This window comes from Dehalococcoidia bacterium (genome assembly GCA_035528575.1).
Classification (GTDB): domain Bacteria; phylum Chloroflexota; class Dehalococcoidia; order E44-bin15; family E44-bin15; genus DATKYK01.
In genome coordinates, this window is sequence record DATKYK010000038.1 from 1 (window position 1) to 22403 (window position 22403).

Genomic DNA, 22403 nt, shown 5'->3' on the forward strand with positions numbered 1-22403 from the left:
GTTAATGGCAGGTGCAAGATGCTTCAGCGTGCCTGCGATTACCCGGCGCGAGCTTATGTCCCTGACCGAAGAGTGTGCCAATGTTACCGGAATACCCTATCTAATGGATGCCTACAGGGAAGAAGCAATGGCGATTCTCGAAGGCTAAACTGGATATATTGTCGATTGAGCAGGCCCTGAGATATCGAGGCCTGCTCTAATTATAAGATCAAGAGTTAGTTATTGAAGGATTTTTTACTAATAAATCAAGTATCATAAATCTTGATACTTGATTTATATCTCACACAGCCCAATTTAAAATGACGAAATATTATCAGGTAAGCATCTAGTTAATCCGCGTCTTAAATGGGCTCATAAGCCTTTGAAGCGATTCGTAATAGGTAGTCTCCTGTCACGACCAAAGGCCCTAGGGGTTATCTTGATGCCTGGCGGTGCCTGGCGGCGCTTATATTCGCTATTGTCTACCAATCGTGCTGCTTGCTTCACAATCTCCTCATCGAATCCCATATTGATAATTTGCTCCACGCTTTTATCCTCTTCGACATAAGCAGTCAAGACGGGATCCAGCAGGTTATACGCAGGTAGCGAGTCAGTGTCTTTCTGTTCCGGCCTCAGCTCTGCTGATGGTGGCTTCTGTATTACAGTATATGGTATCAGTTCAGATCCCACCAGCGAGTTTCGGTAGCTGGCGAGTTGGTAGACCATGGTTTTGGGTACATCCTTGATTACTGCAAAGCCACCTGCCATGTCCCCATACAATGTTGTATAACCAGTTGCAATTTCGCTCTTATTACCAGTCGTTAAAACTAGCCAGCCGAATTTATTTGATAGTGCCATTAGGATATTGCCTCTGATACGGGCTTGGATATTCTCTTCAGCCACATTGGGCTCACCACCTTTAAATGATGAGGCCAGTGCGTCTATATAGGCTTGAAAAACTGGCTCAATGGGGATAGTCAAGAGCTCTATACCCAGGTTCTGGACTAGCAATTCAGCGTCTGATAAACTCGCAGTAGAAGAGTATCTCGAAGGCATGGCTACACCAACCACGTTTGAAGGCCCGAGAGCATCTACTGCAACGGCTGCTACCAAGCTGGAATCGATACCTCCAGATAGCCCAATCAGTACCTTATCGAAACCATTATTAATTACATAGTCTCTTGTACCCAGCACTAGCGCATCGTAGATCTCTCCCGGATAGCCGCCTATCTTATATTGCCTGAGTGGCAGAGGTTGTTTGGGAGCAGCAGAAGGCGCTTCGGATACCACCAATTTGGTTACGTGCCACCGACGCTCTTCCAGCAATAGCGTCTCTTTTCTCCACCGGGGATCGTGGAGGCGTGTACGAAAGACAGCCTCGATGTCGAGATCGGCCACTACGAGATCTTCCTCGAATTGTCTACCTCGTGCAATCAGATGCCCTTTCTCATCCAACACCATACTATTTCCGTCAAAGACCAGTTCGTCTTGCCCCCCCACCAAGTTATTAAAGGCTATGATGGCTATATTATCCGTGGCACGCGTTCCTAGCATCTTTTCTCTAAAATCTCCCCTGCCGAAATGGTATGGCGAGGCACTAATATTCACTATTACCTCAGCCCCAGAGTAGGCCTGCGTAGTGGATGGGCCAGCCTCGTACCAGATATCCTCACAGATATTTACACCAATACCAACGCCTGCAATGATGTAGAATGGACATTCCGTTCCAGCCTGGAAGTATCGATTCTCATCGAAGACTCCGTAGTTAGGAAGGTATATTTTGTGATACACACCAGCAACCTTGCCATCGTGGATGACCGCGGCGGCATTATAGATGTCAGCCTTAGCGTCTACGAAACCAACTACGATTGTGATTCCTGAGGAATGTTCGACTATTAGTTCAAGGCACCTTAGATTTTCCTCAATGAAATGTGGCTTAAGCAGAAGATCCTCTGGTGGATACCCGCAAATAGCTAGCTCAGGGAAAGTAAGTAAATTAGTTTCCAATGATTTGGCTTTGGCGGTATATTCAAGGATTTTCTTCGTATTTCCTTTGAAGTCACCTACAGTGGTGTTTATCTGTGCCATACCAATGCGCAGCGGCCGCATGCCTTTTTCACCTGCTAAGCGAGATTTACTTGCTGAGTGTTTTGGCATTATGCACAGCTAAATAGCTCACCCCCACATTTCGGGTGAGCATCCCTTAAATGACTAATAGACTGTCCGTACTATCTAATATTGCAGTGTGGTCACTGCTGAATAACGTCATGTACACTGTTGCCAAATGCTATAGGTCAATTCTCGACAGTTACCTCCACTACATTCTGACGGGCAATGGCTATTTCTTCACCGTCCTTCTTGATGAAGACGTGCATTAACCCCATTACCTCATATTTGCCGTTTTCAAAATGAGTTGTATCCCACCTGGTGCGGAAATCCTCGTGTCTGTCATTAGACTCACCAATCTTGATCCAGGTATCTGTGTTTTTCTTACGATAGTACCAGGGATTGGTTATTTTCGTAATAGATCCGGAGATACTTAGTTCCTCCAACTCCTTACCTAGAAGATCTTCATCAAAGTTTTCCCGAAGCGCAACATTACCAGAATAGCTTCTCAGAACCTCGGAAGGAACAATATAATGTGGTCCCCAATCATATGACATCACTACCTCCTTTATTAAGCGCATTCTTGATGCTCTATTTTACATTATACTACAAGATAGGTAAGTATCTGTTGAGTTCATAATCGGTCACCTGAGCCCGGTACATGTCCCACTCGATCTTCTTGTTCTTGATAAAGGCATCGAATACGTGGTCACCAAGAGCCTTTCGTACCACCTCGCTCTCTTCTGTAAGTTTGATAGCCTCTAATAGACTGCCAGGCAGGGTTCCGATATTCCTTCTCTGCCTTTCTTCCTCAGTCATCTCATACACGTTTTCTTCTACAGGATCCGGAACTTCGTATTCCTTCTCGACTCCCTCCAGCCCAGCGGCCAGCATCACGCTGAATGTAAGGTAGGGGTTGCAGGCAGGGTCAGGTGACCTAAATTCCACCCTGGTGGCTTTCTCCTTTCCCGGCTTATACTCTGGAACCCTAATCAGGTCAGCGCGGTTCCGCCGTGCCCACGAAAGATATACTGGCGCCTCATAGCCAGGGAGCAGGCGCTTATAGGAATTAACCCACTGGTTAGTGATGGAGGTAATCTCCGGTGCGTGGTTTAGCAGCCCGGCTATGTAGCACTTGCCTATCTTGGAGAGATGATACTTATCATCCTTGTTGAAAAAGGCGTTCCTGTCGCCACTAAACAGCGATTGATGCACGTGCATGCCACTGCCATTTATGCCGTAAACAGGTTTGGGCATGAAGGTAGCGTAGACGCCGTGGCTTAGGGCAATCTGCTTGACTACCAAGCGATAGGTCATCACGCTGTCGGCCATGGTAAGGGCGTCGGTGTACCTCATATCGATCTCATGCTGGCTGGCGGCAACCTCGTGGTGAGAATACTCCACCCCTATGCCCATCTCCTCCAAGGTGAGGACCGTTTCCCTTCTCAGGTCAGTAGCGGTGTCGAGAGGGGTCATATCAAAATATCCCCCCTTATCCAGGGGCTCGGTTCCCTTAGAGTCCTGAAAGTAGAAGTACTCCAGCTCAGGCCCTACATAGAATGTGTAACCCATATCCGCTGCCCGCTTCAGGTTTCCCTTCAGTACATATCTAGGGTCGCCTTCGAAAGGCTCACCACCAGGTCTCAGAATGTCGCAAAACATTCGGGCTACAGCATGGTGCTCCTTGGGACGCCATGGAAGCAACTGGAAGGTATCCGGATCTGGTAGAGCCACCATATCGCTCTCATCGATGCGGGCAAACCCCTGAATGGAGGAGCCGTCAAAACCCATCCCTTCTTCCAGGGCGCCCTCCAGTTCCTCCACGGTGATGGCAAAGCTCTTGAGCATGCCCAGGATATCTGTGAACCAGAGCCTGATAAATTTTACATCGTGCTCCTTTGCCATGTTAAGGACGTATTCTTTGCTCTCGTTCCTGCTCTTAGTCGCCATTTCAAACCTCCTTTTTTAATTTACTTCTACTTCAGATGGCGCTTTCTCCTTCATCACCTGTCCTAATGCGGACGGCATTCTCTACTGGTAGCACAAATATTTTACCATCACCCCTTTCTCCTGTCTTAGCTGTTCTAATTATGGCGTGAATTGCCTTGCCGAGATCTTCGTCGAGGACTACTATTTCAATCTTTATTTTGGGTAAAAACTCCACCTTATATTCCCCAACCCTCCACTGCAAAGTGATTCCGCTCTGGCGGCCGCGGCCACTAACTTCCGTAACCGTCATTCCACGTATGCCGAGTTCATCTAAGGCAGCTCTTACAAGTCCCAGCTTCTCGGGTCTTATAATTGCTTCTATCTTCTTCATGGCATCGTGCCCCCATATGCTCTTTCACCATGCTGGGCTATGTCCAATCCCACTATCTCCTCATCAGTTTTTACTCGGAGCCCTATAGTTTCCTTGACTATCTTGCCCAAAACCCAGGTAGCAGCGAAGGCAAATCCTCCAACTGCGCCTACTGCAGCAAGCTGCTTGGCAAGCTGCATAGCATTACCGCCGATCAGACCGTCAGCTCCGCCAACAGCCGCCGTCGCAAAGATACCGGTTGCCAGGGCACCCCACATACCGCCCATGCCGTGTACTGCCCAAACATCTAGTGATTCATCTATCCGTCTTTTAATCCTGAATAGCATACAGTAGTAACACACCACTGCTGCGCCAACGCCAATCGGGATTGCCATAATGGGCTCCACAAAGCCAGCAGCAGGTGTGATGGCTACCAACCCGGCTACGGCGCCAGTAGCAACACCGAGAGCGGATGGACGTCTATTAATCCAGCTAAGGGTCATCCATGTTATAGTTGCGGCCGCTGCAGCTACAGTTGTGGTAACAAAAGCGTTGGCCGCCAGTCCTCCTGAGGTGAGGGCGCTACCTCCGTTGAAGCCAAACCAGCCGAACCATAGAAGGCCAGCACCCAGCACCACCATGGGGATGTTATGTGGCTCCATCGGCTCCCCTTCATTGAATCCCTTGCGGTGACCGAGTAGCAGCGCGAGGGCTAACGCTGACATGCCAGCGGTTATGTGTACAACAGTGCCACCGGCAAAATCAAGCGCCCCTAAATTTGCGAGCCAGCCTCCATCGCCCCACACCCAGTGTGCCACGGGACAGTAGACTACGGTGAACCATATGACCGCGAGAACGAGGAAGGCACTGAATTTAATCCTCTCTACTACAGCGCCTGTCCATAAGGCAACGGTAATAATGGCAAACATAGCCTGGAATATCATGAAGGAGAGATGGGGGACTGTTGAGGCATAGATATCGGAGGGCTCCTGCCCGACGCCTCTAAGGCCAATCCAATCTAGTTTCCCGATTATGCCGCCGAGATCGGGTCCAAAGCCCAAACTGTAGCCATAAAACACCCAGAGGATGCCGATTAGACCGAGAAGTATGAAGCTCATCATGAGAGTGGAGAGCACATTCTTCCTTCTTACCATCCCTCCGTAGAATAGAGCTAAGCCCGGTATCATTAGCATTACCAGGGCTGCTGAGATCATTATCCAGGCTGTATCTCCAGCGTTTATCATGTTGTTTTCTATATCCTGGATGTATCTTAAATCAGGTTTCTAAGATACATAATAAACGGGTATTGTTACCAGAAGATTGCAGCCATGTTACAGTTGTGTTAACAATTGCTGGTATTTCGTCGCAGTGCGTGGGGGGATATCACATTTAATATAGTGGAATACTGTGCAGGATATATAACACGAATTGTGGTCAACACATTGATTTGGCTATTCTAGTCAAATAGAGGGCGAGTTTACTTTTAATGAATATGTGATAAATCGCCGTCCACAGTTCCTCTTACCTTCTCTCTCTCCTCTTCGAAGTCAAAACCGGTCCAGATACCGATTGAGCTAAGTACAGAGTTTTGAGGGTGGAACTGCCGGAAGATTTTAAAGTAATAAGCCGCCTCTTTGCTGTTTATCGTTGCCTGTGGATTCTCTGCTACAATGCGCTCGCATTCGTCGTCGCTCATCTCTCGGTGAGCTAGTTTCTCTCCAAGGTCCTCACAGCCTGCTCCCTGGGTATACTGGACCTTGTAGCGCCACAATATCTCTTCAGGTAGGTATCCAGTTACCTCAAAGGCCTTGCGCAGAATCCATTTCTCGATTTTATCTCCGGTATATTCTGACTCGCGGATCTTGAGATCGGGAGGGATCTTCACAGCAAGCTCAATCATTTCCACATCGAGGAAAGGAACCCTTAACTCTAGACTGAAGTACATCCCCATCCTATCTGCTCGTTGCAGATTGATGTTATGGAGATTGCCAATGCAACGCCTGGCTTCTTTGTTAAGAACATCAATGGGATAGTGTTTCATGTAGTGATAGCCGGTAAAGAGCTCATCCGCTCCCTCTCCAGTGAGAACCACTGTAACGTAATCAGCGGCCAGCTTGCATGTAAAGTAGCAGGGAACAGCGCAACGTACGAGGGATGGATCGTAGCTTTCCAGCTTCCTTATTACGGTCGGTAGTGCTTCGTAATATTCCTCCTCAGTAAAGTGCAATTCGTGATGCTTCGACCCGATATGTTCTGCTGCAATGCGAGAGGCCTTGAGGTCATCGCTCTCATCTCCAGATTCATCCCGCATTCCAACTACGAAAGTGTGGAGATGGGGGATCTCTTCGGCTGCAATGGCAGCAACCAGGCTGCTATCTATGCCTCCGCTACAGAAAGCGCCAACGTGGATCTCCGTGTCTGACAGCAGCCTTTTCTTTACTGCCCGGATGAAGGTTTCCCGAATCAAATTGCAGGTTTCATCTATATCGGTCAAAAGATGGTCTTGAACCTTTGGGATCTCATAGTACTGCACAAATCCTTCTTTGGGGGTGTAGTAATGCCCGGCAGGAAACTCGTGGCACTCGTCCACACCGGCCAGGGTCATAGCTCCCAGCTCAGACGTGAAGTACAGTCTGTCGCCTACATAACCATAGTAGAGCGGTTTAATTCCAATAGGATCGCGTGCTAACATAAAATCGTCACCATTGAAGATAGCAAAAGCGAACATCCCGTCCAGTTGTTTAACGCATTCAGGCCCGACATCCTGATAGAGGTGAAGTATTGTCTCTGTATCCGATTTCGTCTTGAACTCATATTTTAAAATGAGCTTATCTCTCAGATCCTGAAAATTATAGATTTCTCCGTTGCAGATGATCCCTGTTCTCCCATCGTTGGCCAGAATCGGCTGATGACCACTGGCCACATCGACAATCGATAGCCTGGTATGACCGAAAACCACATCGTTAAAGGTATGAATGCCGCGATCATTCGGTCCCCGGTGTGGCAGAGCATCCAGCATACGATTGATTGTCTTTGTATCCTTTATTCCAAAACATCCTGCAATTCCGCACATTAAAAAACCTTTCTTTGAGCGCCGGTATCTATTTCAGCTCAATCTTATTACCAGTGCAATGCTTCGCTGCCTGGTTAAACCATTTCAAATAACTGAAAGATGTGCTTTACTCGTGCTACCACCACTGGCGGTTAAATATTCCTTCAGCGGCTTGACCGAGAAGGTTTGCTCGTCACTCAGCAATACCTCCACTACAGCCCTTATGGTATCAATTGAGGTGAAGCAGGGGATCTGCTTCTCCACCGCGGCGCGTCGAATCTCAAAGCCATCGCTTAACGGGCCCCGCTCACCGGTGAGCGTATTGACCACCCCGTCCAAGGTGCCATCGCGAATCATGTCCACGATGTTGGGGTGCCCCTCACTTAGCTTTTTGCTAATAAAGGTTACCGGGATTCCCATCCCCCGAATCATTGCCGCCGTTCCCTCGGTAGCATAGAGCTTGAAGCCGAGCACGGACAGCTGCTTGATAATGGGCAAGGCTTCCGGTTTATTCTTATCGGCAATGCTGAGCAGGAGCGATCCCTTCGAAGAGAGCATTATATCGGCGGCGAGCAGCGCCTTTGCCAGGGCAGCATCAAATGTGTAATCCACCCCCATCACCTCGCCCGTAGATTTCATCTCAGGACCGAGGTAAGTATCCACACCGCTCAGCTTGGACATGGAGAAGACTGGTGCTTTAATGGCAACCAGCTGTTGCGTTGGCCATAGTCCTGTATCATAGCCCTGCTGCTTGAGGCTCTGCCCCAGCATTACCTTGGTGGCCACCCGTACCATGGGCACCCCGGTTACCTTGCTGATAAAGGGAATAGTTCTACTTGCCCGGGGATTCACCTCAAGAACGTAGACCGCTGATCCGCCATCATCCTTGGCCATAATTACATACTGAATATTCATCAGCCCTATAACATTAAGTGCCAGGCCGATCTGGATGGAGTAGTCGACGATGGTGTCCACTTCCTCGTCCGTCAGGTTCAAGCCGGGGTAGACAGCAATGGAATCCCCGCTGTGCACACCCGCCCGCTCGATATGTTCCATGATCCCGGGGATGAGCACCCGCTCCCCATCGCAGGTAGCATCTACCTCCACCTCCTTGCCTTCCAGGTACTTATCGATAAGCACGGGGTGTCTGGAGTCCAGCTCGATAGCCTGGTTCATATAGTGAACCAACTCGCTGGCGTTTTGTACAATCTCCATAGCGCGGCCGCCGAGCACGTAGCTGGGGCGAACCAGCACGGGGTAACCAATAAGCTTGGCCACATTAAGCGCCTGCTCGATGGTGGTGACCGCACCCCCTGGAGGCTGAGGAATTCCCAACTGGTTCATAAGATTCTCGAAGCGCTCTCGGTCCTCCGCTAGGTCAATAGCCTCGGAAGTGGAGCCAAGGATAGGCATGCCGCTTCTATACAGCGGTTCTGCCAGGTTAATTGCCGTTTGCCCGCCAAATTGAACGATAGAGGGAGCGGCAAGGACATCCCCCCCTTCATTCTCCAGGATGTCACGCACACTCTCCTCGTCCAGGGCCTCGAAGTAAAGGCGGTCTGAGGTATCGAAGTCAGTGGAGACGGTCTCCGGGTTGGAATTGATGATGATGCTCTTAAAGCCTGTCTCATGAAGAGCCCAGGCGGCATGAACACTGCTGTAATCGAACTCGATGCCCTGCCCGATGCGGATGGGGCCCGAGCCAATAACTACTGCCTTGTTTCCAGCAAGGGGCTCAGCCTCGTTTTCCAGTTCATAGGTACTATAGAAGTAAGCGGTCTCGGCGGCAAATTCGGCAGCGCAGGTGTCCACCATCTTATAGACGGGGATGATTTGCCAGTTGTGGCGCAGGTCTCGTACCTGCTCCGGCATCCGGTCGGCCAGAGTGCCGACCTGTTCATCAGAAAATCCCAGACGTTTAGCTTCCCATAGGAGCTCAGGTGTCAACATCTCAGAGAGGAGACGCTGCTCCATCTGTACGATGTTGCGAAGCTTATAGGTAAACCAGGGGTCGATACCCGTTTCCCGCGATAGCTCCTCAGGGCTTAATCCCTTTCTCAATAGTGCCATGACGCCCCAAAGACGAAGGTCACTGGGCACTAGTGAAAAATTGCTCCCATCCCAGTACGGGTCCTCCCAGAGGAGAGACTTATTACCAATTTCCAGAGATCGCACCGCTTTCTGGAGAGCTGCCTCAAAGGTGCGGTCAATTGCCATTACCTCGCCCGTGGCCTTCATCTGGGTGCCGAGGACGCGATCGCCTGCGGCGAACTTATCGAAGGGCCAACGGGGAATCTTGACCACACAGTAGTCCAGCGCTGGCTCGAAGGCGGCCATAGTTTTACCGGTGACCCGATTCACGATCTCATCTAGTCGCCTACCCACCGCTATCTTGGCGGCGACGCGGGCGATGGGGTAGCCTGTTGCTTTCGAGGCCAGGGCTGAGCTTCGACTAACCCGCGGGTTGACCTCGATAACATAGTAGGGAGGGCAGCCGTTCTTTAAAGGGAGTTCACCGCTACCACCTGGCGGCCAATACTCCGCTACTATCTTGTGGGGAGCGAGGGCGTATTGGATATTACATCCCCCCTCGATGCCCAATGAGCGAATGATATTGAGGCTCGCCGAACGCAGCATATGGTATTCATTATCGGTGAGGGTCTGGGATGGGGCGACCACTATGCTATCGCCGGTGTGTACCCCCATGGGGTCGATGTTCTCCATATTACATACGGTTATGCAGTTATCCGCCCCGTCTCGCATCACCTCATACTCGATCTCCTTCCAGCCGGCTACGCTTTTCTCCACCAGGATCTGATGAAGCGGGCTGACCGCCAGTCCACCGGAGGCGATACGCTTGAACTCCTCCATGGTGGTGGCATGGCCACCACCGGTGCCGCCCAATGTGTAGGCGGGGCGAATCACCACCGGCAAGCCGATTGTCTTAGCTGCTTCTAGCGACTCCTTCATCGAAGAGGCTATGGCGCTCTCGGGGACTGGCTCACCGATCTCGGAAAGCATCCTCTTGAAGAGTCCGCGGTCTTCCGCTCTGCGGATGGTATCGATGGGGGTACCCAGTGAGCGAACATTGTATTTATCGAGAACGCCGGCATTGGCCAGGTCAACGGCGAGATTAAGCCCGGTCTGCCCACCCAGAGTGGGCAGAAGACCGTCGGGGTGCTCCCGTTTGATTATTCGTTCTAACACCTCTACAGTGAGTGGCTCGATATAAACGATATCGGCGATGCCCTCATCGGTCATGATAGTAGCTGGGTTGGAGTTGACCAGTACCGAGATAACGCCCTCTTCACGGAGCGCTTTACATGCCTGGGTGCCGGCGTAGTCGAACTCCGCCGCCTGCCCGATGATGATAGGCCCGGACCCTATTACGAGTACTTTGGAGATTTTGAGCATTTCTTTACTTTATATCAGTTAAGCTTGATAATAAGGAAGCGATCATCAGACCATCCATTATTGCAAGTTCTATATTTACTGTCTGTATTGCGAATATTTACTTCACCCTCTCACCATCTCCACAAAGCGTTCAAAGGAGCTGACCGTGTCCTTCGGGCCGGGTGAGGCCTCAGAGTGATACTGAATCGACAGTAGAGGGATCTCGCAGTGCCTCACCCCCTCCACAGTACCGTCGTTGTTATTGATGTGACTTATCTCTAGTCCTCCTTTTATACTGTCCGCATCTAACGCATATCCGTGATTCTGGGCGGTTATATAAATACGACCAGTGTGCAGATCGCGGACGGGGTGGTTGCCCCCTCTATGCCCGAATTTCAGTTTGAAAGTCTTGGCCCCCAGGGCACGTCCGATGAGCTGATGCCCCAGGCAGATACCCATGATCGGCTTCTTACCGATAAGATTGCGTACCGTTTCCTCAAGATAGGGAATCGCCGGGTCGCCCGGTCCAGGGGATAGCAAGATACCATCGGGCTTCATGGCGAGAATGTCTTCTGCCAAGGTGGTCGAGGGCACTACAGTGCAGGTACAGCCCAGCTTGCTCAGGTAGCGCATGATATTAAACTTAACCCCGCAGTCGACGACCACGATGTGATAGAGAGGCTCCTGCCCAGGCGATTCGCCCCACTTATAGATTTTATTGGTGGTTACCCGCTTCACAAAGTCGGTGTCGTCGTAGCGGGGTAGCTTCGAAAGTCTCTCCAGTACCTCATCGGGAGGCTTCTGTGTTATCATTCCCATCATCACACCCGCTGAGCGCAGGCGACGTGTAATGGCTCGGGTATCGACACCGGCGAGGCCGGGGATGCTGCTTGAGCGCATATATTCGTGCAGGGTGGAGACGCTCCGTGAGTGGCTAGGCATGTGGCACTCTTCCCGCACCACGAAGCCGCTCACCTGGATTCGATTTGACTGTGCATCCTCTGAATTGATGCCGTAGTTACCGATAAGGGGATATGTGGGAACGACTATCTGTCCAGCGTAGGAGGGGTCGGTGAGCATCTCTTGGTATCCGGTCATACTAGTATTGAATACAACCTCGCCATAGGCGGAAGCATCAGCACCGAAGGAGTATCCCTCAAATACTGACTCATCCTCTAGTACCAGTATGGCTTTTTTATTAACTGCATTCAGTGTAGAGCCCCTTTGTATTATTTACATTTCTTAAATTCCGCAGCGTTTCGGGGATTTCTCCCAAATAATGATGCCAATTACTACCTTGGGGTGGTGGTAGTATAAAATAAGGCCTCATCTCGATGAATAATAGTGCCACAGTCGGCTAGCCTATTTGGCATAGCATACAGGTGTACTGCCTATCGGTCGACATTGTCACTAAATACCGCGACGATACCACACAAATGCTTAAAGCTCCTCCCGGAAACGGTAGCCAATGTTTCTTACAGTCTCGATAAAGGTATGGGGGGCATCATCGAGCTTGCTCCTCAACCTCCTTATGTGCACGTCCACTGTTCGATCGCCGCCGAAGTAATCATATCCCCACACCTTATTGAGCAGGGCATCACGATTGAATACTTTGCCTCTGTTACTTGCGAGGAACCTCAATAGCTGGTACTCCTTGAATGTTAGAATGACCGGTCTGCCACCGACGCATACCTGACACCTTGCTATGTCTATCGTCAGGTCGTCGCACTTAATTAACTCCGTGTCGTCTCCATTTTTAGTTATCTGAAGGATCCTCTTCGTCCTTACTGCCACCTCATCTGCATCCCATGGCTCGACAACGAAATCATCTATGCTTATTGAAGGATCGAGATTGTGAAGTGCCTTATTTGAAAGGAGGGCAATTACAGGCAGATGCCATTCTTGCTTGATTTCCTGTAGTAGGCGCCATACTGCCGAATCAGTGGGTAGGTCATCTATAACTACAAGTACCAGATCTGGAGCTCGCTCAGTGATTTTTCCACTTTCTCTTTCGTGAACAACTGAACAGTACAGACCTTTTGCTGTGAGACCTGCACTAAGTCTGTTTATTTGCTCGGTTTCTTCACTCACCACGGCTATACTGAGCAAGACAAGTCACCTATTAGACTATTTAGCTATCTGCCAGAAGCACTTTATCAGCTTATTTCTAATGTGTTATATTAAGAACGTAATAATTTCAATCTCACTGCGATTCTGGTTACCACAGTAGACAGCGATTCCGGCTATCTCGTATAACTTCTATTACCGATCTATGGGATTGCCCAAATGTGCACTTACTGTTGATTTTCTTTGACCTACTATTTGGATATTACTCACCTAATACGCATAGAGCCTTCCGTAGGGCCTGAGCCATAGGGGGAAAAGCTTCACAAATGTATGTTTTAATATATCCCCGGCGTCAAAGCCAAAATGGAATGCAAACTCACCCACAAATTTCTGAAGAACCTGTAAATCCTCTTCTTCCAGATTGGCAATGCCTACTTCCTTACCTAATTGATAGTCTTCGACTGTGCCTCTCAAGTAGATAACGCCGCCATGCATCCCGGTGCCTATGAACTTGGCTTTGTGGTATTCCCCCTCCTTTAAATTCAGGCCGAGAAGGATTACGATTCCTCCTGCCATATACTCGCCAAAGAAGTCTTGGGCGGTCCCCCCGATGACCAGTACTGGCTTCTTCTCCCCGTACTCCTTCATGTGGATAGCAGCCCGGTATCCAACATCATCCCGTATATAAATCTTTCCTCCCCTGGCTGCCAGGCCGGTGATATCGCCGGCGTGGCCGTGAACGATAATCTCCCCGTCGTTCATCGTATTACCACAGCCATCCTGGGCGTTGCCGTGGATGACAATCCTCGGCCCGTTCATAAATGCACCTAAATCGTTGCCGGGGACACCAGCTATATCGATTTCAACAGGTCTATCCAAGTCCGTGCCAATGTACCTCTGACCATAGACATTACGAAGCTCAATCCTACGGGTGCCGTTCGAGACTTCATACCTCAGACGGGCATTGAGTTCGCGCTGGGAAAGATTATATGCATCGATCTCAACTGTATAGTCAGTCCTTTTAACTATCTCTGCCATTTCAGCTGCCTGCCATCCTTACTCCGAGTATTTCGAGTTCGGTGTCAGTAAGCCCAATGCCTCTTAGGTGCAGGCGGTTGCCCCTCAGGCTCTCGATGGCGTTTATGCCCATGCCACCTAGTATTTCCTTAAGCTCCAGGCTCCAGCCGCGGAGCAGGTTGGACAGCCGCCTTGCTCCTATGTCGGGGTTAATCCTCTTGGTCAGGGCAAGGTCGGTGGTGCATATACCCCAAGCGCATTTCCCGGTGTGGCACTGCTGGCAGAGGGTGCAACCCAGGGCAACGAGTGCAGCCGTCCCTATATAGATAGCATCTGCGCCAAGGGCAATCGCCTTGGCCACATCTCCGCTACTCCTGATCCCACCGGCGATCACGAGGGAGGCCTGGCTGCGGATACCCTCCTGCCTGAGCCGACTGTCCACTGAGGCGAGCGCCATCTCGATGGGGATTCCGACGTTATCGCGGATGATCTTGGGTGCCGCACCGGTCGAGCCGCGAAGACCATCGAGGACTATCATGTCGGCACCGGCTCGCACCATCCCGCTGGCAATAGCAGCCGAGTTATGGACTGCAGCTATCTTGACCGATATCGGCTTGGTGTAGTTTGTCGCCTCTTTCAGGGCGTAGACAAGCTGTGCTAGATCCTCGATGGAGTAAATATCGTGCTGTGGTGCCGGGGATAAGGCATCCGTTCCCTGTGGAATCATTCGGGTCATAGAAACCTCAGCGCTGACTTTCTCGCCGGGAAGGTGTCCGCCGATGCCGGGTTTTGCTCCCTGGCCTATCTTTATCTCTACTATTTTTGCCACATCCAGATAATCAGCGTGGACGCCAAACCGTCCCGATGCTACCTGAACTATAGTGTTATCCCCGTATTTATATAGCTTTGGATGGAGGCCGCCCTCCCCGGTGTTCCAGAGTGTGCCTGCCTCGGTGGCTGCCCGGGCCAGGGATTCGTGAACATTGATGCTCACCGCACCGTAGGACATGGCGGAAAACATTACCGGAACCTCGATCTTAACCTGAGGTGACAATTCCGTCTTCAGGCTCCCGTTTTTGGAGTCCATATCTACCCTGTCCGGCTTCCGGCCGATATAGGTGGTAAGCTCCATGGGCTCACGAAGCGGGTCTATCGATGGGTTGGTCACCTGGCTGGCATTGAGTACCAGGTGATCCCAGTAAACACGATAACCCTTGTCATTGCCCATACCGGTAAGCAGTACACCCCCGGTCTCCGCCTGCTTTATAATGTCCTCTATGAATTCAGGGTGCCAGTTGTAGTTTTCCCTGTAGTCCAGGGGGTTTCTCCTGATGGTCAAAGCATTGGTTGGACAGAAGACCACGCAGCGATGGCAGCCAACGCAGTTCTCCTCGCGACTTCTCACCTCGTCGTCCTGGGCATCATAGTAGTATGTATCAAAGCTGCACTGGTTGACACATACCTGACACTGGATGCACCGCTCGGGGTCTCGTTCAACCATAAACTTTGGTGGCAAATAGGTTTTCATTGTACTCACTATCTTCTGACAGGAATCCCTCTTTCAGACAGGTAGCCCTTCGCCTGGCGAATTGAATAAATCTGGTAGTGAAAAATACTGGCGGCAAGTACAGCATCCGCTTTTCCTATAACAAACACATCATAGAGATGATCCAAATTCCCAGCGCCGCCACTGGCAATGACTGGCACCTTCACTCCCTCACTAATGACACGGGTTAATTCAAGGTCGTATCCACTCTGCCGTCCGTCAGCGTCCCAGCTGGTAAGGAGCAGTTCGCCGGCGCCGAGGTCGACAACCTGCTTTACCCACTGTACGGCGTCGATCCCGGTTGGATTCCGTCCACCGTGAGTCAGCACCTCCCATTGGGGCATACCATTGCCCCGTATGCGCCTGGCGTCAATGGCTACAACGATACATTGAGAGCCGAACTTTTTTGCCCCCTCGCGAATAAGATTGGGGTTAAGAACTGCAGCAGTATTGATGGCTATCTTGTCTGCACCAGCCTCCAGTATGCGTCGCATGTCGATAATACTACGTAGCCCGCCGCCAACGGTAAGCGGAATAAAAACCTGCTCCGATACGCGTTCAACTACGTCCACCATGGTATCGCGGCCCTCGGGTGTAGCACCGATGTCGAGGAAGACCAGCTCGTCAGCGCCCTCTTTGTAGTAGAATGCCGCCATCTCTACGGGGTCGCCAGCGTCGCGGAGGTCGGTGAAGCTGGTGCCTTTCACCACCCGCCCCTGAGTCACGTCAAGGCAGGGGATTATCCTCTTATTTAACACGGATATCTCCTCCTCGGGAAACAGTCACATCTTGAGGAACGAGAGGTTGCTCCAGACTTCCTATTATGGGTTCGCCACCCATCGGGATCCATGCCCGGTCCAGGTCGGGGCGTATTAGACGAATAGCTGACTCCTCGGATGAGAGATAGAGCGTCGATCCCTTTATCCCCACGGTTAGGGGTCGTAGCCTTATCCTGTCGGTGAGTCCGATCATTTCACCATGATGAGCGATGATGACCGTGAAAGGGCCATTTAGGAGCAGGCTACCATATACCTGGCGTAGGGTTCGGAGTAGCTTTTGCTCATTCGTTGGACTACGCTCTATATCACTCCAGAAGGGGGGCGCAAGTATCTTGGCCACTATCTCTATGGGAAGGCTGTGCCTTCGTACCAAGAGGTCGATAGCGTAGGCCACTACCTCGGTGTCGGTCTGCATGGTGCAGTGATAACCGAATTGCTCCAGATAACGCCGGTTTATTCCATACGAGGATATTTCGCCATTGTGGATCACCGTCCAGTCCAAGATGTTGAACGGATGTGCCCCACCCCACCAACCAGGGGTATTGGTAGGGAATCTGCCGTGGGCTGTCCACAAATAACCCTGATACTGCTCCAAGCAGAAATACTCAGCTATCTCTTCAGGGTAGCCTACACCCTTGAACACTGCCATGTCTTTTCCGCTGGAGAAGACAAAGGCGTCCTTAAACCCGGTATTGATCTCCATGACCCTATCTACTACATAATCATCCGGTGATTGCTCACCACATGCTCGCGGGTCAACTTCAATAAAATAGCGCCGTACAAGCGGTGGGTTTATGATAGCGGGTGTCGGCCGTGTAGGCACCTCATCGTCGTGAATCAGATGAAATCTATGCTTGAGGAAAGCCTCCACCTCTACTTGTCCTTCTTGGCTTAGATACATTATGTGTAAGGCGTAGTAGTTGGCGTATTCCGGATAGAGTCCATAGACGGCGAAGCCGCCACCCAGCCCATTACCGCGAACATGCATGTTCGCAATGGCTTTTATCACGCCCTCACCGGAGAACCGGCTTCCCAGAGTATCCATCATTCCAAAGATGGAACAGGCTTCTATCACCTTTCCTTCGGAATAAGGATTGTTTATCTTGCCAAGGCCTATCATTACGTAGCGCCCCAAAAGCATTTATTCACCGGCGAAATCCTCCACCCGTTCCTCAGGTAGGGCTGGCTGGAGAACCAACCCTAGAGGCGGCGTCTCCAGTCTTTCATGCCACAACTCCCTGGGCAAAGATACCAGGCCGAAATCGTCAGTTAGTAGAGCCTGCTTGAAGTCATGCACATTAACCCCGTCTCTCATCAGGCTGAAGACGATGCCCGATTTTTCAATGTCCTTCACAAAGACCATTCCTACCAATAGGTCATCCTTCAATACTAATTTCTGATATACGCCGTCATTTTGTTTGCTGAGCACCTCATAGCCATACTCATCGGGTGGGATGGTTATGCCTGCTGCTGCGATGTCAAGCCCGAAGTAGTTGAGCGCGTTCATAGCTGTGCCACCGGGGTATTCGGCATTGGTACCGGCCATGTTGTAGCCGGCAATCCGGCCCCCGAGGTAGGCAATGGGCCAAATGGGAGTGAGCCTATTCTCGCCATAGACGAAATCATAGGCCTCGGCCGCATCCCCACAGGCATAAATATCGGGATGATTAGTGCCCATATTACGGTTCACCGCAATACCGCGATTTACCTTGATATCAGTGCCCTTTAATAGCTCGGTGCGTGGCAATACTCCTATAGCCACTACTACCAGGCTGCAGGGTATCTCCACCCCATTCGACAGTATCACCGCGGTTACCGACTCTTCACCTATAATTTCAGCTACTGTACAACCGGTGATAACCCTAACCCCAGCCTTCTCGAGGGCTTCCTCAGCCATTAGAGATGCCTGTTCATCGAGGATGGTATTCAGGATTCTTTCCTTCATTTCCACCACCGTGACCTCCACCCCTCGTTGTGTTAGCGCTTCGGTAACAGCTGTCCCGATGAGCCCACCACCGATGACTACGGCTGTGGTGGCTCTATCCAGGAACTCGTCGATCGCCTTGGCGTCGTCGAGAGTGATGAAGTTGAACACGCCTTTTTTCCCCAGCCCACCAATCCTCGAGACTATTGGCACGCCGCCACTAGCTATTAGAAGCTTATCCCAGGTGATATGCTCGCTGGTGTCGAGCTCGGCAGTATGCTCGCCAGGCGCCAGGCTATTTACTCTCCTGCCGAGTAGCAGGTTAATATTATTCTGTTCGTAGAAATCGGTGGGGCGAAACAGCATACCTTCAAGGCTGCGCTCCCTGGTTATATATTTAGAGATAAGGGGGCGAGAGTAGCTCGGATAGGGCTCGTCAGAGACTATGGTAATAGAGCCAGCTTTATCTACCTCGCGTATCGCTTCAGCAGCTCCGATACCCCCAGCCGAATTACCGATAATCAGGTATTTTGCTCTATTATCTTTGTTCTTACCCACTTAATCCTGCCTTCTATTTTAGTGCCATCTTCAAGAAGTTGTTATACATCCTCAAGCCATCATCCCCGCTCTTCTCAGGGTGAAACTGGGTCGCTACCAGGTTGTCTTTAATCAGTACACTGCACCAGGTAATCCCGTATTCACTGGTTCCGGCTACGAGCTCGGTATTATCGGGGTCGGGATAATAACTGTGGACGAAATAAAAATTAGCCTCATCCGGTATGCCATCGAAAAGGGGATGTATGACTTTTTGTGTGACCTGGTTCCAGCCCATATGGGGTATCTTTTGCCCTTGGGGCAACCTTCGTACTGATCCGGGGATGATATCCAAGCAAGCATACCCAGCATCTTCCTCGGTAAACGTGAGCAGGACTTGCATACCGATGCAGATAGCGAAAAAGGGCTTGCCCTGATGTATTGACAGACGAATTGCATCGTCCAGGCCGGATTCTATCAGACGGCTCATGACGCCGGCAGCGGCGCCAACACCTGGAAAAACAACCGCGTCTGCAGCAAGCAGATCTTTTGGGTTACTAGTCACATTCGGCTGATAGCCCAGTGAAACAAAAGCATTATTAACGCTTCGCAGATTGCCGGCCCCGTAGTCGATTATAGCTATCACCTGTCAGCTCCATCCATGCTCAATACCAGTGCTTCGTTGGGGCAATTGGCCGCACAAACTGGCACCTCATGGTCAGGGCAAAAATCGCACTTAACGATAGTGTGGCTGCTTACATCTCTTGCCAGGGCTCCATAGGGACAGGCTATTATGCATGTCCAGCACCCGATGCACTTCTCGGGATCAACGGTGACTATCCCGGTTATGGGATCTTTATGCATAGCACCGGTGAGGCAGGAATATACACACCAGGGCTCAGTGCAGTTGCGGCATTGAATCGCGAAGCAAACCTCGCCCATTCTTTCTACGCGGATGCGAGGTAGGGGTTGAGGAGTCTCTTTTTTAAAAGCCTTGATTATATCTTTAGACTGAGAATGTTCCGTTTGGCAGTAAACGCGACAGAGGCCACAGCCAATACAGACTTCCTCTCTAACGTAGATGATCATTAATCCCCCAATATATATCAATGCGGAATACGGCAACCGCTTGCCGTATATCATATATTAGCAAATATTTTATATATTATCAAGAGCTATTTTAACATAATTATCCATTTGTATATAGTTAGTATGATGTCGTGCCGCGCAAATGAGACTTAAAAAGGGGCATTATACTACTAAACGGGTAGAGGTTTATTTTCGCATCCTTATATCTCTGGAAAATGATGATGTTAAGTTGGATAAGGAGGCATTGATGTGATTGCCGAGATACTGGCGCACTTGATACTTGATATTTGTATGGACAGTGAGCCTAGGATTCAATAGAATGTAATAGTGTGCTCAGCATAATAATCTGAAGGCAGGCTCCTACGCGATCGCAAACTGTATATCATATTCGGTGTCACCCTGCTTGCGGTTATGGGGGTGTCAAGCATCGCCCCCGCTTTTAATAGAAAAGGCATAACCTAGAGCCCAGGGTATGCCTTGTATTGCTAGTTGTGAGGTTTCTAAAGACCCATCTCTCGGGAGATGATAAGCCGCTGGATCTGGGAGGTACCTCCGCCGATGGTGAACAGTTTCGCCATCCGCCAGTGGCGCTCTATGTCGGACTCGGGTAGGAAGGCATAACCCCCGAAGGTCTGCATGGCGGCGGTGGCAATAGCATAAAAGACCTCGCCGGCAAGCAGTTTCGCCATGGATACCTCTTTGCGGCAGGGAATCTTCTGGGTTATCATCCACGCGGAGCGGTAGACCAGCAGGCGTACGGCATCAAGCTGTGCCTGCAGGTCGGCCAGCATGTGGCTGATGCCCTGTTGCTTACCGATCGGCTTTCCGAACTGTACCCGCGTCTTGGCATATTCCACGGCATCATCCAGGCAGGATTGCGCTTCACCCACGTTGGGCGCTGACCCGGCCAGCCTCTCGAGCTCGAGGTGTCCGATGAGGACCTTCCACCCACCGTTGAGTTCTCCGATGAGGTTCTCCTTGGGGATCCTGGCGTCGCCGCAGAAGACAGAACAGGTACCTATCGCCCGCCTAACGATAAGCGGCAACCGTTTGACCTCGATACCCGGGGCGTCGTTGGGGACCAGTATAACGCTGATGCCATCACGGGCGGGCTTGGCATCTTTATCGGTTCTAACCGCCATCATGATGATGTTGCCAGGGAGTTGAGCTGCGGTGGAGAACTGTTTCTGTCCGTTCAGCAGGAAGTGATCCCCCTTGTCCTCGGCCATGCAGGCAACGGCAGAAGCGTCGGAACCTGCCTCAGGCTCGGTTATGGCTATCGAAAAACGTTGTTCCCCTTTGATGAACGGGGGCAAATAGCGGTCCTTCTGTTCCTGGGTGCCATGCTCCACGATATTCATCGCGCAGAACATGGGCACGCTGAATACGGATGCCATCTCGTAGCTATATTTAGCAAGGCACTCCATGAATATGGCGTACATGATTGCATCGCTGCCCATCCCGCCGTATTCCTCCGGGATCAGCAGGCCCAGAAAACCCTGCTTAACACCTGCGTCCCACAGTTCCTGCGGAAAGCGTTTCTCTAGGTCACAATCACGGGTGTATTCCCGACCAGCCTCCTTCTCGGTAAAGTCCTGCAGCATGTTGCGCCACATTTCCTGTTCCTGGGTAAAACTAAAATCCATTTATACTCCTTTTTTGCCCTCTTCCGAACTACTCATCGGCTGAGGTGTATGGGTTACTGACGAGTTTTTAATGAAGAACGCCCATTTTACATAACATTCCTATATTGTCCTTTTCCGGAAATTTCGAGGTGTTCGAAAAGGGGGGGCAGCGATATTTACCTGCCCTTCCAGACAGGTTTTCTCTTCTCGGCGAATGCTTTAGGGCCTTCTACAGCGTCCTCGCTGGCATAGACCTTCTCATAGATGAGCTTAGCCGCATCCAACCCCGCCTGCCGACCAACGTCCATAGCCTTGTAGAGGGCCTCTTTTGCCGCCCTCACCGAGAGCGGGGCGTTTTCGGCCAGGATAGTGGCAAGCTCCCTCGCGGTAGGTATAAGCTGGTCCAGGGGTACCACCCTGTTGATCCAGCCGACGTCGTAGAGCCGCTGCGCCGGTACCAGGTCGCCCATAAGGAGCACCTCAAATGCCACCGGCAGCGGCATCTGCCATAACACGGGGACTGCCCAGGGTGTTCCTCTTCCCACCTTTACCTCGCCAACGCCAAAACGGGCATGGTCGGCGGCAACCCTCAGATCGCACATCATGGTGAACTGGAAGCCGGCGGCGGTGGCCACCCCGTTAATGGCGCCAACAATCGGCTTGGTCACGTTGTGCCCGTAGGGGGTTCCCACGGCGCCGGTCAGCACCCCAGGCTTAAGCCTAACGACGTCAAAGGAGGGATCCTTGGCAACGCGCTCTGCCTGGTCCTTGAGATCCATCCCGACGCAGAAGGAGCGGTCTCCGGCTGCGGTCCAGATGGCGACGAAGGCATCATCGTCCTCGTTGAACCGTTCCCACGCTTCGTCCAGGCGATCGTATAGGTCAAGGGTGAGGGCATTCATCCGCTCCGGACGGTTGATAGTTATAGTTACTATATGATCCTTCTTCTCATAGAGAAGGACATCCGGTCCTTCAAGTGGCATAAATCCCCTC

General features: G+C 51.0%; 18 protein-coding genes. All 18 read right to left on the reverse strand.

The window, feature by feature from the left end; all coding sequences use genetic code 11:
- Positions 1-351: 351 nt before the first annotated feature.
- The 18 genes from VMX96_09520 to VMX96_09605 all read right to left on the reverse strand — a co-directional run bounded on the left by VMX96_09520 (position 352) and on the right by VMX96_09605 (position 22393).
- Positions 352-2088: an NAD+ synthase gene (locus VMX96_09520; protein ID HUU64137.1), complete on the reverse strand. Its 1737-nt coding sequence runs from the start codon at positions 2086-2088 to the stop codon at positions 352-354.
- A gap of 185 nt (positions 2089-2273) precedes the next feature.
- Positions 2274-2642, reverse strand: coding sequence for a hypothetical protein (locus VMX96_09525; protein ID HUU64138.1), 369 nt, complete (start codon positions 2640-2642; stop codon positions 2274-2276).
- A gap of 49 nt (positions 2643-2691) precedes the next feature.
- Complete coding sequence (locus VMX96_09530) at positions 2692-4035, reverse strand: glutamine synthetase family protein (protein ID HUU64139.1); 1344 nt, start codon at positions 4033-4035, stop codon at positions 2692-2694.
- 31 nt (positions 4036-4066) lie between these two features.
- Positions 4067-4405, reverse strand: a complete 339-nt coding sequence (locus VMX96_09535; GenBank protein ID HUU64140.1) for a P-II family nitrogen regulator — start codon at positions 4403-4405, stop codon at positions 4067-4069.
- Positions 4402-5625, reverse strand: coding sequence for an ammonium transporter (locus VMX96_09540; GenBank protein ID HUU64141.1), 1224 nt, complete (start codon positions 5623-5625; stop codon positions 4402-4404). Before VMX96_09540 ends, VMX96_09535 begins: the two co-directional genes overlap by 4 nt.
- Positions 5626-5867: 242 nt before the next feature.
- A complete protein-coding gene (gene asnB, locus VMX96_09545) occupies positions 5868-7457 on the reverse strand; it encodes an asparagine synthase B (protein ID HUU64142.1) in 1590 nt (529 codons plus the stop codon).
- An 84-nt stretch (positions 7458-7541) separates the two neighbouring features.
- Positions 7542-10850 carry a carbamoyl-phosphate synthase large subunit gene (gene carB, locus VMX96_09550; protein HUU64143.1) on the reverse strand — a complete coding sequence of 1103 codons (3309 nt, stop codon included), beginning with the start codon at positions 10848-10850 and terminating at the stop codon, positions 7542-7544.
- Positions 10851-10952: 102 nt separating this feature from the next.
- On the reverse strand, positions 10953-12041 hold the full coding sequence (gene carA, locus VMX96_09555) for a glutamine-hydrolyzing carbamoyl-phosphate synthase small subunit (protein ID HUU64144.1): 1089 nt from the start codon (positions 12039-12041) through the stop codon (positions 10953-10955).
- A gap of 228 nt (positions 12042-12269) precedes the next feature.
- Positions 12270-12938: a response regulator transcription factor gene (locus tag VMX96_09560; protein HUU64145.1), complete on the reverse strand. Its 669-nt coding sequence runs from the start codon at positions 12936-12938 to the stop codon at positions 12270-12272.
- A gap of 228 nt (positions 12939-13166) precedes the next feature.
- Entirely contained in the window at positions 13167-13934 is a 768-nt protein-coding gene (locus VMX96_09565) for a hypothetical protein (protein ID HUU64146.1), read from the reverse strand.
- Between the two features lies 1 nt (position 13935).
- Positions 13936-15441, reverse strand: coding sequence for a glutamate synthase-related protein (locus VMX96_09570; GenBank protein ID HUU64147.1), 1506 nt, complete (start codon positions 15439-15441; stop codon positions 13936-13938).
- Between the two features lie 8 nt (positions 15442-15449).
- Complete coding sequence (gene hisF, locus VMX96_09575) at positions 15450-16217, reverse strand: imidazole glycerol phosphate synthase subunit HisF (protein ID HUU64148.1); 768 nt, start codon at positions 16215-16217, stop codon at positions 15450-15452.
- A complete protein-coding gene (locus VMX96_09580) occupies positions 16207-17358 on the reverse strand; it encodes a hypothetical protein (protein HUU64149.1) in 1152 nt (383 codons plus the stop codon). Before VMX96_09580 ends, hisF begins: the two co-directional genes overlap by 11 nt.
- Positions 17359-17379: 21 nt before the next feature.
- The gene (locus tag VMX96_09585) at positions 17380-18720 is read right to left on the reverse strand and encodes an FAD-dependent oxidoreductase (protein HUU64150.1); all 1341 of its coding nucleotides are present in this window, start codon (positions 18718-18720) and stop codon (positions 17380-17382) included.
- A gap of 13 nt (positions 18721-18733) precedes the next feature.
- Entirely contained in the window at positions 18734-19342 is a 609-nt protein-coding gene (hisH, locus tag VMX96_09590) for an imidazole glycerol phosphate synthase subunit HisH (GenBank protein HUU64151.1), read from the reverse strand.
- Entirely contained in the window at positions 19339-19785 is a 447-nt protein-coding gene (locus tag VMX96_09595) for a 4Fe-4S dicluster domain-containing protein (GenBank protein HUU64152.1), read from the reverse strand. Before VMX96_09595 ends, hisH begins: the two co-directional genes overlap by 4 nt.
- Before the next feature lie 500 nt (positions 19786-20285).
- Positions 20286-21431, reverse strand: coding sequence for an acyl-CoA dehydrogenase family protein (locus VMX96_09600; GenBank protein HUU64153.1), 1146 nt, complete (start codon positions 21429-21431; stop codon positions 20286-20288).
- 155 nt (positions 21432-21586) lie between these two features.
- Positions 21587-22393 (reverse strand): enoyl-CoA hydratase-related protein, encoded by an 807-nt coding sequence (locus tag VMX96_09605; protein ID HUU64154.1) that lies wholly within the window; start codon positions 22391-22393, stop codon positions 21587-21589.
- Positions 22394-22403: the final 10 nt, after the last annotated feature.